The organism is Mucilaginibacter angelicae (assembly GCF_042434235.1).
In the GTDB taxonomy this organism is placed as follows: domain Bacteria; phylum Bacteroidota; class Bacteroidia; order Sphingobacteriales; family Sphingobacteriaceae; genus Mucilaginibacter; species Mucilaginibacter angelicae.
The window spans coordinates 40,174-53,331 of the sequence record NZ_JBHLTS010000001.1 but is presented as its reverse complement, the minus strand read 5'-3'; the positions used below and the strand labels follow the sequence as shown (position 1 = coordinate 53,331).

13 protein-coding genes, 1 tRNA gene and 1 riboswitch are annotated in these 13,158 nt (G+C 43.1%); of the genes, 6 read left to right on the top strand and 8 right to left on the bottom strand.

What is annotated here, in order from left to right; all coding sequences use genetic code 11:
* Window positions 1-337 precede the first annotated feature (337 nt).
* From ACFFGT_RS00205 to ACFFGT_RS00195, 3 genes are all read right to left on the bottom strand, one after another.
* Window positions 338-787, bottom strand: a complete 450-nt coding sequence (locus tag ACFFGT_RS00205; RefSeq protein ID WP_377020470.1) for a putative quinol monooxygenase — start codon at window positions 785-787, stop codon at window positions 338-340.
* A 10-nt stretch (window positions 788-797) separates the two neighbouring features.
* Window positions 798-1,196, bottom strand: coding sequence for a (R)-mandelonitrile lyase (locus ACFFGT_RS00200; protein WP_377020469.1), 399 nt, complete (start codon window positions 1,194-1,196; stop codon window positions 798-800).
* 134 nt (window positions 1,197-1,330) lie between these two features.
* The gene (locus ACFFGT_RS00195; RefSeq protein WP_377020468.1) at window positions 1,331-2,515 is read right to left on the bottom strand and encodes an acetyltransferase domain-containing protein; all 1,185 of its coding nucleotides are present in this window, start codon (window positions 2,513-2,515) and stop codon (window positions 1,331-1,333) included.
* 423 nt (window positions 2,516-2,938) lie between these two features.
* Here ACFFGT_RS00195 and ACFFGT_RS00190 point away from each other — a divergent pair, with 423 nt between their 5' ends.
* Window positions 2,939-5,299: an ABC transporter permease gene (locus tag ACFFGT_RS00190; protein ID WP_377020467.1), complete on the top strand. Its 2,361-nt coding sequence runs from the start codon at window positions 2,939-2,941 to the stop codon at window positions 5,297-5,299.
* A 290-nt stretch (window positions 5,300-5,589) separates the two neighbouring features.
* On the opposite strand, the gene ACFFGT_RS00185 is transcribed toward ACFFGT_RS00190, so the two are convergent.
* The 4 genes from ACFFGT_RS00185 to ACFFGT_RS00170 all read right to left on the bottom strand — a co-directional run bounded on the left by ACFFGT_RS00185 (window position 5,590) and on the right by ACFFGT_RS00170 (window position 8,450).
* Window positions 5,590-6,549, bottom strand: coding sequence for an alpha/beta fold hydrolase (locus ACFFGT_RS00185; RefSeq protein ID WP_377020466.1), 960 nt, complete (start codon window positions 6,547-6,549; stop codon window positions 5,590-5,592).
* Window positions 6,550-6,806: 257 nt separating this feature from the next.
* Entirely contained in the window at window positions 6,807-7,394 is a 588-nt protein-coding gene (locus ACFFGT_RS00180; protein ID WP_377020465.1) for a TetR/AcrR family transcriptional regulator, read from the bottom strand.
* A gap of 367 nt (window positions 7,395-7,761) precedes the next feature.
* Window positions 7,762-8,100, bottom strand: coding sequence for a hypothetical protein (locus ACFFGT_RS00175; RefSeq protein ID WP_377020464.1), 339 nt, complete (start codon window positions 8,098-8,100; stop codon window positions 7,762-7,764).
* Between the two features lie 277 nt (window positions 8,101-8,377).
* Window positions 8,378-8,450 (bottom strand) — tRNA-Met (locus ACFFGT_RS00170).
* 221 nt (window positions 8,451-8,671) lie between these two features.
* Between ACFFGT_RS00170 and ACFFGT_RS00165 the strand changes: the two genes are divergently transcribed.
* Entirely contained in the window at window positions 8,672-9,088 is a 417-nt protein-coding gene (locus tag ACFFGT_RS00165; RefSeq protein WP_377020463.1) for a nuclear transport factor 2 family protein, read from the top strand.
* 46 nt (window positions 9,089-9,134) lie between these two features.
* Here ACFFGT_RS00165 and ACFFGT_RS00160 read toward each other — a convergent pair whose 3' ends face one another.
* Complete coding sequence (locus tag ACFFGT_RS00160) at window positions 9,135-10,160, bottom strand: hypothetical protein (RefSeq protein WP_377020462.1); 1,026 nt, start codon at window positions 10,158-10,160, stop codon at window positions 9,135-9,137.
* A 101-nt stretch (window positions 10,161-10,261) separates the two neighbouring features.
* Window positions 10,262-10,363, top strand: a riboswitch (TPP riboswitch).
* A 96-nt stretch (window positions 10,364-10,459) separates the two neighbouring features.
* On the opposite strand from ACFFGT_RS00160, the gene ACFFGT_RS00155 reads away from it, so the two are divergent.
* From ACFFGT_RS00155 to ACFFGT_RS00140, 4 genes are read left to right on the top strand one after another with little or no spacing between them, the layout of a single operon-like run.
* Window positions 10,460-11,173 carry a class I SAM-dependent methyltransferase gene (locus tag ACFFGT_RS00155; protein ID WP_377020461.1) on the top strand — a complete coding sequence of 238 codons (714 nt, stop codon included), beginning with the start codon at window positions 10,460-10,462 and terminating at the stop codon, window positions 11,171-11,173.
* Window positions 11,174-11,182: 9 nt separating this feature from the next.
* Window positions 11,183-12,235 carry an AIR synthase family protein gene (locus ACFFGT_RS00150; protein ID WP_377020460.1) on the top strand — a complete coding sequence of 351 codons (1,053 nt, stop codon included), beginning with the start codon at window positions 11,183-11,185 and terminating at the stop codon, window positions 12,233-12,235.
* Window positions 12,235-12,903, top strand: a complete 669-nt coding sequence (locus ACFFGT_RS00145; protein WP_377020459.1) for a thiamine phosphate synthase — start codon at window positions 12,235-12,237, stop codon at window positions 12,901-12,903. Before ACFFGT_RS00150 ends, ACFFGT_RS00145 begins: the two co-directional genes overlap by 1 nt.
* Complete coding sequence (locus ACFFGT_RS00140; protein WP_377020458.1) at window positions 12,884-13,141, top strand: Trm112 family protein; 258 nt, start codon at window positions 12,884-12,886, stop codon at window positions 13,139-13,141. Before ACFFGT_RS00145 ends, ACFFGT_RS00140 begins: the two co-directional genes overlap by 20 nt.
* The last annotated feature ends 17 nt before the right edge of the window (window positions 13,142-13,158 follow it).

The window sequence follows — 13,158 nt, the reverse complement described above, 5'->3', positions numbered from 1 at the left end:
AAGTCTAATTGTGTAACTTGTTTCATGAGTTCTTGATTTAAAGTGTTTGTTCTTAGTTTTCACTTTAATCTACAACCTTTCTTTCAAGAACTCTTCTTTAACTATTTCATGCATACGATCTTATACGATCTGGACGGCGAACTATGCAAGTCGGCATTGCAGGGTGTATAAGATTTCTCTTTCACCCCAATGCTTATGCCTCCCCATGCTCCATCGAAATGACATTTTCTTTTATTAAAAACTTATGGGTACACGATAGCTGGTGCAGCTTATCAACTGCTTAAATAATTGCATTGGAGGTATCCACCGACAGCATCAATAAAGCCTTGTTTAAATGCTATAACCGTGGTTTAGCAGCAAGGACTATCGGAACGGTTTCCACCAATTCAAGCGATTTAACCATATCCTTTGTCGTGCTCTTATATTTTTTAAAATGGGGAGTTTGCAAATGGGCCTGGTATGCGGCGGCATCGGCATATATTTCAAAAACCGTGATCCGGGTTGGGTCATTCTTTTCGGCTACTGCATATAGGGTTAACACTCCCGGCTCAACGCGTACGGCTGTTTCGGCATGCTCCTTCAGCGCAGCCATATAATTATCCAGTTGAGCCGAATCAATCCGGAGCCTGGCTATGCGCACCACCTTGTTTTTATCCTGTGCAGCGGCGTTTCCTGGTGAAGATACTGATAACATAAAAATTATTAAAACTGATAATAACCCGCTCCCAAAAACTGGCAGGCGGGTATGTTTTCCCGATACGCCTGCGGTTACATTTATTGCCTTCATTTTTTCAGGGTTATTGGTTATTATACTGTTTGTCAGTTACCTGCTCCAGCCAATCAACCGGCGACCCATTAAGTTTTTCCTGGATAGCGATATGACTCATGGCAGTGGTAGCCGTAGCGCCATGCCAGTGTTTTTCATCCGGTGCAAACCACACAACATCGCCCTGACGGATCTCTTCTACCGGGCCGCCTTCGCGCTGCGCCCAGCCAAAACCTGCGGTTATAATAAGGGTTTGGCCAAGCGGATGGGTATGCCAGGCAGTACGGGCACCCGGCTCAAAAGTTACTAAGGCCATGGCCACACGGGCAGGGTCGGGCGTGGTAAAAAGCGGATCTATGCGTACTGTTCCGGTAAAATATGCTCCTGGCCCTTTGCCCGAAGGCTGTGAGCCGCTGCGTTTAATTTCCATAAAATTTCTCTTTGTTTTACACTACTTGGGCGAAAGAATTATCCCCGTTCATAAAGATAACGCTTTAGCTTTCTGAAGTGTTTCAATATTTACTCTTCCCCTCCAAAAAGATGTCGCAACTTTCAGTAAATAACTTACAAATAACTCAGCCACCATTTGCCTTTGTTGGCCTGCTTGTAAGCATCATAGCGTTTGCATAAAGGATACATGGCAATTACTATTCCTATCCAAATAAGGTAAGCAACGGGTAATGAAAATCCGTAACCCTTCAGGTCGGTAGTAAACCAGATGGGTTGTTTCAGGAACCAGATTGTCCAATTCTGTCCGGGCGTGAGCGCTGATGCGATAATCGCTATCAGGTGTATTACATAAATGTGGATAAGGTAATAGAACATAGGTACCCTTCCATATACCGAAACAACTTTTACAATGCCGCCTTTTAATTTTTCGGTAAATGAAAGAAACAGAAAAGCCGAACCCAATGTCACCAGCAGGTACAGCAGCGATGGCGGATATTTATTTACTTTAATAAACGACAGGAAGGTAAATAATGCGTCTTTCTGTATGCTCCATTTCACCGGATCGCCGTATACATTGGTATAACGTAATATAATGAACGAAACAAGACAGCAGCAACCGGCAATCAATAAATTTTTTTGCCTTTTGCTAACCTCATAACCTGTAGTATACCAGGCCCCCAAACAATAACCTAATGACATAACGGCCATCAGCGGAACAATTGGGTACCCCACCAATAAAATTTCCTTATGCCACATAAAAAACTGCTGATCATGAAGCAGCGACCAGCCAAAAGCCTCTAAAGAGCTGCCCGGCACATGAACATGATCTAAAAGGTTATGGCCTAATATAATTGCAACACTAATGCCCAATATCAATTTTTTAGGCAGATGGATCAAGGCCGCCAGCACGATCATACTTAAACCTAAGGCCCAAATGGTAATAAAGAAAAACATGGGGAACGCAATGTTGAAGTTCCAGCCGAAGTTAACCACGAACATTTCGAGAAAAATGAGCCACAAGCCCCGCTTTACCAGAAATACGGATAATTCCTTTTTGGACTTCTTTTGTCCGATAAGGTATGCCGACGTTCCGGCAAGCAGCATAAATATCGGTGCGCAGAAATGGGTGATCCACCGGGTGAAAAACAATACGGCGCTTGTTTTTGTAAGGTCAAGCGGATCGAAAAAAAATGATCCTGAGTATAAATAATCCCTTACATGATCAAGGGCCATAATAATCATGATAGTACCGCGAAGAAAATCAATTGATGTTATCCGGTTTTTTAAAATTGTGCTCATTCAGGTTTTTGAAGATGAAGTTAAAGGTATCAATTTATCAAATGAATTTTATAACTGTTTGATCATTAGTATTGCTATTATCTGACCAACATCTACCCTCTTAGATAATATTTTCAAGCGGGTGGCTTGCCAGCTTATTGGGTACCCGGAGGAGGGGTATGTTAATCTGAGCAATTTTTACCGTAGTACGTTTGAGTACACCTTGTGTACGCTTTCGATACAGCACCATTTTTAAATAAAACACAAACTCCTGTAAATCAATAATTAAAAACACGGCATGATATTTACGAACAAATTCGTATATCAATTATAAGTTAAACAACTGCACTATACAGAAGTGGTATTTTAGCGATAAATCCCGCATCCGACTGAATGGACGGAAACAAAAAACGAATGTAATTAATCTTATAAATCATTAACAGCATGATCAAGAATTACTTTAAAATTGCCTGGCGCAATACCGTTAAAAACAAGTTTTCTTCGTTATTAAACATTGGTGGCCTTGCCGTTGGTATGGCAATAGCCATGCTGATTGGCCTCTGGATTTGGGACGAGGTATCATATGATAAATATCATCAGAATTATGAAAGCATAGGGCAGGTGATGACCTCGCAAACATCCAACGGTCAAACAGTAACCTTCGGATCAACAGTTGTACCGCTTAGCAATGAGCTGCGTACCAGGTATGGTAACAGCATTAAACGTACTGCCCTTACCTCGGGCGGGGCACACATACTTGCCGCGGGCGAAACTAAAATATCCCAGCAAGGTATTTGGGCCGAAGCCGATCTCCCGGCAATACTTTCGCTGGCAATGGTAAAAGGTGGTTATAGTACCTTTAAAGATCCATCTTCCGTACTCCTGTCGGCCTCAACCGCTACAGCCCTGTTTGGCAATACCGATCCGATAAATAAGGTGGTCCGTGTTGACAACAATACGGATTTGAAGGTCACAGGGATTTACGAGGACCTGCCCAATAATACAACCTTAAACGGAACAATGTTTATGTTGCCATGGAGCAACCCGGCAAATTTTTGGAGCAGGCAACCTGCCGCCTGGGACAATCATGGATGCCAGCTGTATGTACAACTGAACCCTCATGTTGATTTTAACAAAGTATCTGCCCAAATCAGCGAGCTTACAAAACCGTATAACAAAGCCATCAATGAAACAATACAGTTGTTTCCGATGGCGAGGTGGCATTTATATAGCGAATTTCAAAACGGTAAATCGGTTGGCGGCCGCATTCAGTTTGTGAGGCTGTTTGGTATTATTGGCTTTTTTGTATTGCTGCTGGCCTGCATCAACTTCATGAACCTGAGCACCGCCCGAAGCGAAAAAAAAGCAAAAGAAACGGGCATCCGCAAAGCTATTGGCTCCCTGCGCAGCCAGCTCATCGGGCAATTCCTCAGCGAATCTATCCTTGTTGTATTTTTAGCTTTCATCTTAACCATAGTTATGGTATGGCTAACTATCCCATATTTTAACCATATAACCGGCAAGCAGGTATCCATGCCCTGGGGCAACCCTTCATTTTGGTTATCTGCTTTAGGTTTTACTTTTTTTACAGGATTGATATCGGGCAGCTACCCGGCATTTTATTTATCCGGGTTTAAACCAATTAAGGTTTTAAACGGCACTTTTAAGGTAGGGCGCTTAGCAGCGATACCGCGTAAAATATTGGTAGTTGTTCAATTTACGGTATCCATAGTTTTAATAATAGGTACCATTGTTGTATTCAGGCAAATCCAATTTGCCAGGAGCCGCCCTGTAGGTTACACACGGCAGGGGTTGATTACCATTGAAATGAATACCCCGCAAATTTACGGGCATTATGAGGTATTAAGAAACGACCTTATACAAACTGGCGCCGTTGAAAACATGGCCGAAGCAAGCAATGCTACAACCCAGATCTTTGCTTATAACACAGGCTTTGAGTGGGAAGGAAAAGCGCCCGGCTTTAACCCTACCTTTGCTAATGTATTTGTCAGCACTGATTTTGGCAAAACCATCGGCTGGAAAATAACAGAAGGGCGTGATTTTTCCCGCAGCTTTCCAACTGATTCGGGGGCTTTTATTCTGAATGAATCAGCAGTAAAACTTAGTGGGATCAAAAACCCAATAGGCAAAACGATACATTGGTTTGGCAAAGACCATGTGGTTACAGGCGTGGTGAAGGATATGATTATGGAATCGCCCTATCAGCAAACAGTAGCCACCGTTTTTCAAATGAAACCCGATTGGGTAAAATTTATTACAGTACGGGTAAACCCTCAAATGCCAATGCGTGAAGCTTTAAGCAAAATTGAACCTGTATTTAAAAAATATAACCCTGGCAGTCCGTTTGAATATAAATTTATCGACGATGAATATGCAAGGAAGTTTTCGGACGAGCAGCGAATTGGGAGCTTAGCTACGGTATTTGCGGTACTGGCTATATTTATTTCATGCCTGGGCTTATTTGGCATGGCCTCTTTTATAGCAGAGCAACGCGTGAAAGAAATCGGCGTAAGAAAAGTATTAGGTGCAACTGTATTTAATTTGTGGCAATTGTTATCAAAGGAGTTTGTTGTGCTTATTTTCATTTCCTTGCTGATTGCCACACCGCTTGCTTACTATTTCATGCACAGCTGGCTGCAAAATTATCAGTACCGTACTGAAATAGCCTGGTGGATTTTTGTACTTACTGCTTTAGGCGCCATAACTATAACGCTGCTAACCGTCAGCTATCAAAGCATAAAAGCGGCCCTGGCAAACCCGGTTAAAAGTCTGCGTACAGAATAAATTGATTATCAAATATGAAAACCCGCGGCCTGAACTTTTGCCGACGATGCAGCTTTGATTTTGGATAAATAAAATACGCCTTTCTGATCCGGGAAGGCGCTTTTATTTTTCCGGTAGCCCAAACAGGGGCTAAACCCGAACCATTTTATTTAAAGCAAGTTATGGGATAAAATACTCAAGCCCGTTCAACATAAAAGTTAAACGGGCGGAGAGCCTGATCTATAGGCTATAGCAGCTCCTTCTTTTCAAAAAGATCAGAGGAAGCTGCCTGGAACTGATGATATAAATTGTTATTTTCCTAAAAACTCAAGGGCGTTCTTAACGAAGTCGTCATGATACTGAAAAAAAGCAGCATGGGCGGCGTCAGGGTAAACGATTAAACGGGCATTAGGTAAACTTTTAGACATGTTGATAGCATTCACTACCGGAACCAGTGCATCTTCCTGTCCCTGAACAATCAGTACAGGCTGTGTTACTGATTTCAATTCTGTCAGCGCACCGGTATTTGGCTGCGCCCAGCCTAATACTGCTTTTACTTCATTGGTGAAACCTTCAGGACTTATCGGTGCATCCCGGTTCACCTGGCGTTCCTGTACCCTTTCATAAGCACTTTTACCTGCGCTTTGGCTGGTTGCTGATGAAGCGAAGAACGAGGCCAGGAAAACTTGTTCAGGGGTTAAATTGGCTGAGGCAGCTAAGAATTTGGGAAGATCAGAAAGTCCCTCGCTCCCTTTGGGGCCGGTACCGGTCAGGATGATCTTATTAACCAGGGCAGGCTCGGTCAACGCTATTTGCTGGCTGATAAATGACCCCATAGAGAAGCCCAGTAAGTTAACCTTATTATAACCCAGGCCTTTGATAAAGGAAACCGACTCTTTGGCCATATCCGGGATATTATCAGGTGTTGCCCCGCTTGATGTACCTACACCCGGAAGATCAAAGATGATCACTTTGTATTTTTGGGCGAGGCCATTGGTAATAGCCGGGTCCCAATCGTCCATTGCATTGCCCAAAGGAGATAGAAGCACCAGCGGAGTCCCCGCTTTGTTTCCCAAAATACGGTAGGCAATTTTATTTCCATCAGCTGTAATAAATTTCGTTTCGGCTGTCTGGTGGTAATCTTTGCTGCCCCCGGCAGGGGTGTTAGTTATTGTGTTATCATTTTTGCATGATACAAATACAATTCCCAGAGCGAGCAGTACCACTGCAACCGCACTTTTCATTAGTTTGATTATTCTTCTATTTTTCATGTTTTTACTTATTTAAACCAGTATTTTTTAATTTCATCAGTGCTATAAATTGCCCCGCCTACAATTGTCAAATAGGGCAACTCTTTAAATTATCCAGTTCAGATCAGTTTAATCTTGACATATATTACCCCGTGTAGCTTTATGTGCAATAGGTACTTTTTTCTTGTTCATTGTTTTATTTTTTAAATGGATTACAAAATTTTATGATTTCATTTTGCCCAACAAATGACCGATCGGTCATTTGTTGGGCAAAAAAATTATATGCTGTTCTCTTCAATTTCTTTTTTGATAGCCTTTATTAAAATGTTCATATGTTCATTTGTTCCCGAAACGCGCGAGATCAATGTGCCCCCCTCAATCATGGCAAATCCTTTTGTGGCAAATTCCTTTGCATCCCACTCTTTTTTAAATTCGCCATTAACAATTCCCTGCTCAATAATTGATGTAACCCTTTGTATCGAAAGCTGTACAAGCCTGTTCACTTTATACTTGATAACAGGGTTAGTGTCATCAGCCTCCATTCCAAAATTCATCATCGGGCAGCCTCCTACAAGAGGTGGGTTAAGCGGGTCGCTTAAAAAATTAAAATAGGCGAACAGTTTATCTTTAAATGTTTTTTGTTTGCTAATTGCCTCTGACATTTTTTGGGCCGAAAAATCCAGGTTATAATCAACTACGGCATATGATAATTCCTCCTTGTTTTCAAAATGTACATATAAACTACCCTTGGCCAGTTTAGTAGCTTCCATAATATCACTCATTGCAGTCCCCGCCACACCTTTTGTATTAAAGATGGGGGCCGATTTTTCAAGGATAAACTGTTTGGTTTTTTCTGCCTTTGTCATTTTCTTTCCTGAATAATGGCACAAATATAAATGACCTTTCGGTCATTTATGAAATTTACCAATAAGTATTTTCAGGAAACAAGGCATCTTTACAAGTTACTGACAATGAGCCAATAGAAAATCGATTTTTCTCTTAGCATTGTCCTCCGCCTAAAGTGCTAAGATCCGATATTGTAATTCTATCATAACCTACAGGAGTAGAAAAAGAACCTGCAGGAACTTTATCCCATGATACAGATTTAACGGTAATTGATAAGGTTGCCCCATTTGTAAAGTGGTGAACTGAATTGGGAACCCGCCTGCATCTGCAAAAATCTGGTAATAATAACGGTGTTCAATGACGGGCGAAAAAGGGCCGACACAAAAATTATGCTTTTAGTTGCGGGCGCTTAATTTTACCGATGAGATAGTGAACTATTAGGGCGAGGATAGTCCAGTAGAAAGCAAATCCAATAACCAAAAATGGAGGCGGCGGATCAGGCAAATTGATAAGAGGAAGCATGGGGCCTGCCAAAACAATTTTGACAGGATATAGAATTGTGGACACGGTGCTCCTCCAGCCTGTTAGTGATCCCGTTCCCAGAAAAGACGCTCCACTTTCAGGAATGAGCCGGACTACTGATCGAAGAATTACGTTATAGATAAAAAGAAAAGCAAACCCGGAAATGAGGAATAGGGAAACAAATTTTTTTCTTGAAATTTTCATAATCTTGATTTTTTGATTGAGAAAAGACTTTGTGTTACAAAGTAAATAAAAGTACTTTGCATTTCAAAGCACAAATAAAATTATTCTTAATTGGCTCAGCACTGCGAAAGGAAGAAAAAATTGCGGGTACTATAGAAGCGGTATCCTTTTTAGCGTTTGTCAGGAGTATCGGGAAAAAAGATACAGCAGATAGCCCGGGCCTTCTTCAGACACTGCGTAAAATAAAACGCATAAAAAAGCCTCAAATCTGTTGACTTGAGGCTTTTGGCTTTCTATGTAGCGGGAGCAGGACTCGAACCTACGACCTTCGGGTTATGAGCCCGACGAGCTACCAACTGCTCCATCCCGCATTGTTTTGTGATGCAAATGTACGATAAGTTATAACACCAGAGTGTAAAAATGGGCCAGCGTCATTAACATTCGCTTAACACACTATCATCTAACCCATTAATTTCATTGATATATATCAATTTCTTTCTTACGATACATCAATGTGCAGCTTTCGGACACTTTGCACTTTTGTGATGTCCGAAAGATTAATGGACAGACAAAAAAATTAAATCTTAACAAAATGAAAACCGCGAAAGAATTATTGCTCAACTATCTTGAGCTGATCAACGATCCCGATATAGCTATTGACCTCTTTGCCGATGATGCCGTGTTCGAGCTACCTTACCTGGCAAGCTTAGGTTTGCCCTGGCAGTGGAAAGGCAGGGACATGATCTACAATTTCCTTAAAAATCTGCCCAAAACCTTCGGCAATTTCCATTTTCAAAACATCAGGATCCATATTGATACGCCAGATCAGGCATTCGGCGAATACGATGTGGATGCTATAGCTAACTCAACCGGCAGGCCTTATCCGCAAACCTATATGGGGCGTTTAGTAGCCGAAAACGGCAAGATCAAACTGATCCGCGAAGCGCTGGATATGGCCATAGTGGCCAAAGGGATGTTCCCTAACGGATTGGCTGATTTAACTAAATAATCTAAATTAAAGCAAAAGCACCGTTTTAAAACGGTGCTTTTGCTTCTTATACAGGATTGCTACCTGTTAAAATCTTTATGAATTCATCCACCTCATCAATACTCAGCACCATCTGGCTGGTTTCTGCCGGCTTTCGATAAAGACGTTCAACAGTCACGGGCTCCTTAAAAGTGATCAATATATTAAAGGTATTTTTCATCACTCCTCCCTTAAAACACTGCACACCCGGTTCAAAGCTCCCTCCTACTTTTTCAACCGAAGCTATGTTGCCCAGTTTAACTAATGCCCTGTAGCGTAAACCGGCACGTAAAAGCAACTTGTTTTCAAGCAATAATACCGGGCTTTTTACCAATGCTGAAAAATCACCGGTGATGAACAAGCAGCCATAAATACTCAATATGGTAACGATAATAGCAGCTATGATGCTGTAGCGTGTTAAAAACAAATGGAAAGCTACCATCTCAATAACCGACACTGCCATAATCACCCCAAATAAAGCAGCATAGCCCGAGTCTTTGTGAATACTGAAGCGTTTGATCTCTGGTGAAATTTCCTTTTCTCGCTTAAAACAAAGTAGTCCAAACCGCACAATAGTTATTTCCGAAGCCATGATCTTTACCGGCATCCCGTCGCCCAATACCATAGCCATACTTTTATGCAGATTAAAAGCAACATCCGGAAATTCGGCCTGTAACGCATCATATGCTTTTTTGATGTGCCTGATCTTACTGATGCAGTAAATGAGCATCCCCAGTTCCAAACCGGCTGTTAGTTTTCTCAACTGGATAATATAGCCCCGCTGGGCAGCAGGTAAAATCAAATAGGCAACACCGCAGCAGCAGGTAACAACCAGCATAATCCGCCACAGTTTTTGCTTAAACGGTTTAATGATCAGGAAGTAATAGGCTACCGGGAAAGTAACTACCATATCAACCATAAAACCGGTTGCAGCGGCGCCGCTTTTTTGCGGGTTAACGTGATGCATTAAAAACAGACCGGCCCCCAAAATGGCAAAAGCGGTAAAAGTTATTAACCAGATATTTTTGTGAACGGATGATAAGGATAAGGTCATTATAAAGAAGGGTTAAAAGGAACAGTCATCAAATATAACCACATTCGGGTCGAATAATGAATTCATGTTATTGTTTTTAGCTTAAATAAACTACCTTCGTTTTATATAGCACGGGGTGCTTTAACCGCAGGGTTAAGGCTGAGATAATACCCGCACAACCTGACACGGATAATACCGGCGTAGGGATGCACTGGCTCTTCAGTTGATTTTCGGCGTTTGCTGTTTATTCATACATGGCCTTGTTTCTGTACCGGTATTACCGGCTGGAAACAAGGCTTTTTTATTTAATGAAAAAACACATGGAACCCGGAAACAATTTTGGCCTCATGACCCAAAGCCTTGCCAACTGGCAGGGCCGCAAAGAATGGTTTTTTAACCGCGAACACACCGATACTTACGAGCAATGGTACGAGGGTCGCTATAAACGCGCCGAAGTATGGCAAAAAAAGGTAATGTCGCAATTAGTTGGTACCGATAGCCGGATAAAGGAACTGCTTGAGTTTGGCTGCGGCACAACCCGCTTTACCCGCTGGTGGCACGAGATAGGTATTGACGCCACCGGCGGCGACCTCTCCCCTTTTATGCTTGGCCAGGCGGTACATTTGTTTAAAGGCGACCTGGTAAATGCCGATTCGCACTTTATGCCTTTTAAGGATCATACTTTTGATGCCGTGGCCTTCATCACCACCTTTGAGTACTACCGCGACCCGGTACAGGTGATCAGGGAAGCAGCGAGGGTGGGCAAACGAGGTATTGCTTTCGGTATGATGAACCGCAACTCACCCAAAGTGCTGCGTCGCCGTGTGCAGCAAATGTTCGGCAAAAACCCCTTTTATGTAACAGCTACTTTTTATACCCCGGCTATGCTCATTAAAAAAATTGATGAAGCTTTAAAAGGTCGCCAGTACACCATTGAATGGACCTGTACCGGTTTACCCAAATGGTTCCCGGTACAACAGTGGAGTGTTCCTGTGGGCGACTTTTTTGGCTTGTATGTTAAACTGCTTGATTAACATAGAGCTATGTCCCTATCCGGAAAAATAACAGGAGATGGTTTTGAGCAGATCATCCTGCCCCGCTGCGGCCGTCCGCGTGCTGAAGTTATCGGTGGCCCGGCTTTCGGCGTTGATGTATCGGTGATCAGCCTGCCCGGTGGCTTGGGGCTTGCGCTTACCAGCGACCCATTGTCGCTCATCCCCTCTTTGGGTTTGCAGGAGTCGGCCTGGCTGTCGGTACATTTAATGGCCAATGACATGGCTACTACCGGCTTTGCCCCGCAGTATGCCCAAATGGTACTTAACCTGCCGCCGGGTTTGAGCCAGGCAGATTTTACTACCTACTGGGACCACATCCACCGCTATTGTGACAACATTGGCGTAGCCATAACCGGTGGGCATACGGGCAGTATTGAAGGGCAAAACTCAACCATCGCGGGCGGTGGCACCATGCTGCTCACGGCACCATTGAATGAGATCTTGCTGAGTAAAAATGCCGAAGCTGGCAACGTGATCATCGTTACCAAGCAATGCGCCATGTCTTCAGCAGCTATCCTGGCCATGAGTTTTCCCGAAACGGTAAAAAACAAGCTGGGTAACGAGATCTATAATCTTGGCTGCGAAATGTTTTATCAAACATCATCCTTAAAAGACGGCTTAACCGCCGCCGGGACAGGTAACCGCTTTAACAAAGTAACGGCCATGCACGATGTAACCGAGGGCGGCGTATTGGGCGCGGTTTATGAAATGGCGGCAGCATCGGGCAATGGCGTGATCATAGATAATGACCTGCTCCCTGTTGATGATGTAGCGGGTGGAATTTGCTCCTTATTCAACATCGATCCCCGTTATTGCATTGGTGCCGGGGCAATGATAATAGCAGTAAAAAAACAATGGGGCCAAAATGTGCTGCACCGTTTACACGGGAATAATATACCTGCTACCATCATTGGTGAGTTTACCAACCAGGCACACAGCTATAAACTAATCGAAAACGGTGTTGAAAAAGACATGCCCTACTTTAGTAAAGACCCTTATTGGGAAGCCTTTTTTAACGCTTATAAAAACGGATGGAAATAATGGAAAATACATATAAAATTACCGGTGGCATTTACCTGGTGCTTGACCCCGCAATGGATAAAGCTACTTTATTAAACAAACTGGCTTCAGCATTAACAGCTGGCATCCAGGTGGTACAATTATGGAACCATTGGCAGCCCGGTGCCGATAAGCTCAGCCTGATTGAAAGCATTGGCCCGCTTTGCAGGCTGCATGGCGTTCCTTTGTTCATTAATGAAGATTGGGATTTGCTCAAACAATCCTCGGCCTTACAGGGCGTACATTTTGATGGCATCCCTGCCAATTTTGAAGCGATTAAAGCAAGTATAGGCCGGCCATTCATGACCGGAATTACCTGTTCGGATAACCTGGATCCCGTAATCTGGGCCGAGGATAACCAGCTTGATTATGTATCCTTTTGCTCCATGTTCCCTTCGTCATCGGCAGGGAGCTGTGATATTGTAATGCCCGCAACCGTAAGGCAGGCCCGCGCGCTTACCCCGATGCCCATTTTTGTTGCGGGCGGCATAACACCCGAAAATATGATCGCCCTGAAACAGGAAATACCTTTTGATGGGGTGGCAGTTATCTCGGGCATATTAAGCGCTGCCGATCCGCAGCAAAAAGTTAAAGAATTTAAAAACGCGTTAAGCATAAATCCCACCCAACATGCAACTCAAAACAATTGAAAAACTATGCTGCCCCTTTGATAAAAGCGACCTCAATTTACAGGTATTGGTAAAAGATACAGCACAAAATATTATTGAAGGGATCCTTAGCTGTACCGTTTGCCAGCGCAACTATCCCATTGTTTATGGCGTGCCTATTATGGCACCTGACGAATATCGCCAGATCCAGCTGGAGCAGCCCATTGTTGAAAAATGGAAACTGGAGCATGATTTGGCTGATGTTAAATTGTTGCCGTAAATAAAAAGCCTGTAGCT

What these genes read in the sequence shown, in the direction of transcription:
- ACFFGT_RS00175 (WP_377020464.1), bottom strand. Translation starts at nt 8,100, where the DNA reads ATGAAAATTTCAAGAAAAAAATTTGTTTCCCTATTCCTCATTTCCGGG.
- ACFFGT_RS00185 (WP_377020466.1), bottom strand. Translation starts at nt 6,549, where the DNA reads ATGAAAAATAGAAGAATAATCAAACTAATGAAAAGTGCGGTTGCAGTG.
- ACFFGT_RS00155 (WP_377020461.1), top strand. Translation starts at nt 10,460, where the DNA reads ATGGAACCCGGAAACAATTTTGGCCTCATGACCCAAAGCCTTGCCAAC.
- ACFFGT_RS00165 (WP_377020463.1), top strand. Translation starts at nt 8,672, where the DNA reads ATGAAAACCGCGAAAGAATTATTGCTCAACTATCTTGAGCTGATCAAC.
- ACFFGT_RS00180 (WP_377020465.1), bottom strand. Translation starts at nt 7,394, where the DNA reads ATGACAAAGGCAGAAAAAACCAAACAGTTTATCCTTGAAAAATCGGCC.
- ACFFGT_RS00140 (WP_377020458.1), top strand. Translation starts at nt 12,884, where the DNA reads ATGCAACTCAAAACAATTGAAAAACTATGCTGCCCCTTTGATAAAAGC.
- ACFFGT_RS00195 (WP_377020468.1), bottom strand. Translation starts at nt 2,515, where the DNA reads ATGAGCACAATTTTAAAAAACCGGATAACATCAATTGATTTTCTTCGC.
- ACFFGT_RS00205 (WP_377020470.1), bottom strand. Translation starts at nt 787, where the DNA reads ATGAAGGCAATAAATGTAACCGCAGGCGTATCGGGAAAACATACCCGC.
- ACFFGT_RS00190 (WP_377020467.1), top strand. Translation starts at nt 2,939, where the DNA reads ATGATCAAGAATTACTTTAAAATTGCCTGGCGCAATACCGTTAAAAAC.
- ACFFGT_RS00150 (WP_377020460.1), top strand. Translation starts at nt 11,183, where the DNA reads ATGTCCCTATCCGGAAAAATAACAGGAGATGGTTTTGAGCAGATCATC.
- ACFFGT_RS00200 (WP_377020469.1), bottom strand. Translation starts at nt 1,196, where the DNA reads ATGGAAATTAAACGCAGCGGCTCACAGCCTTCGGGCAAAGGGCCAGGA.
- ACFFGT_RS00160 (WP_377020462.1), bottom strand. Translation starts at nt 10,160, where the DNA reads ATGACCTTATCCTTATCATCCGTTCACAAAAATATCTGGTTAATAACT.
- ACFFGT_RS00145 (WP_377020459.1), top strand. Translation starts at nt 12,235, where the DNA reads ATGGAAAATACATATAAAATTACCGGTGGCATTTACCTGGTGCTTGAC.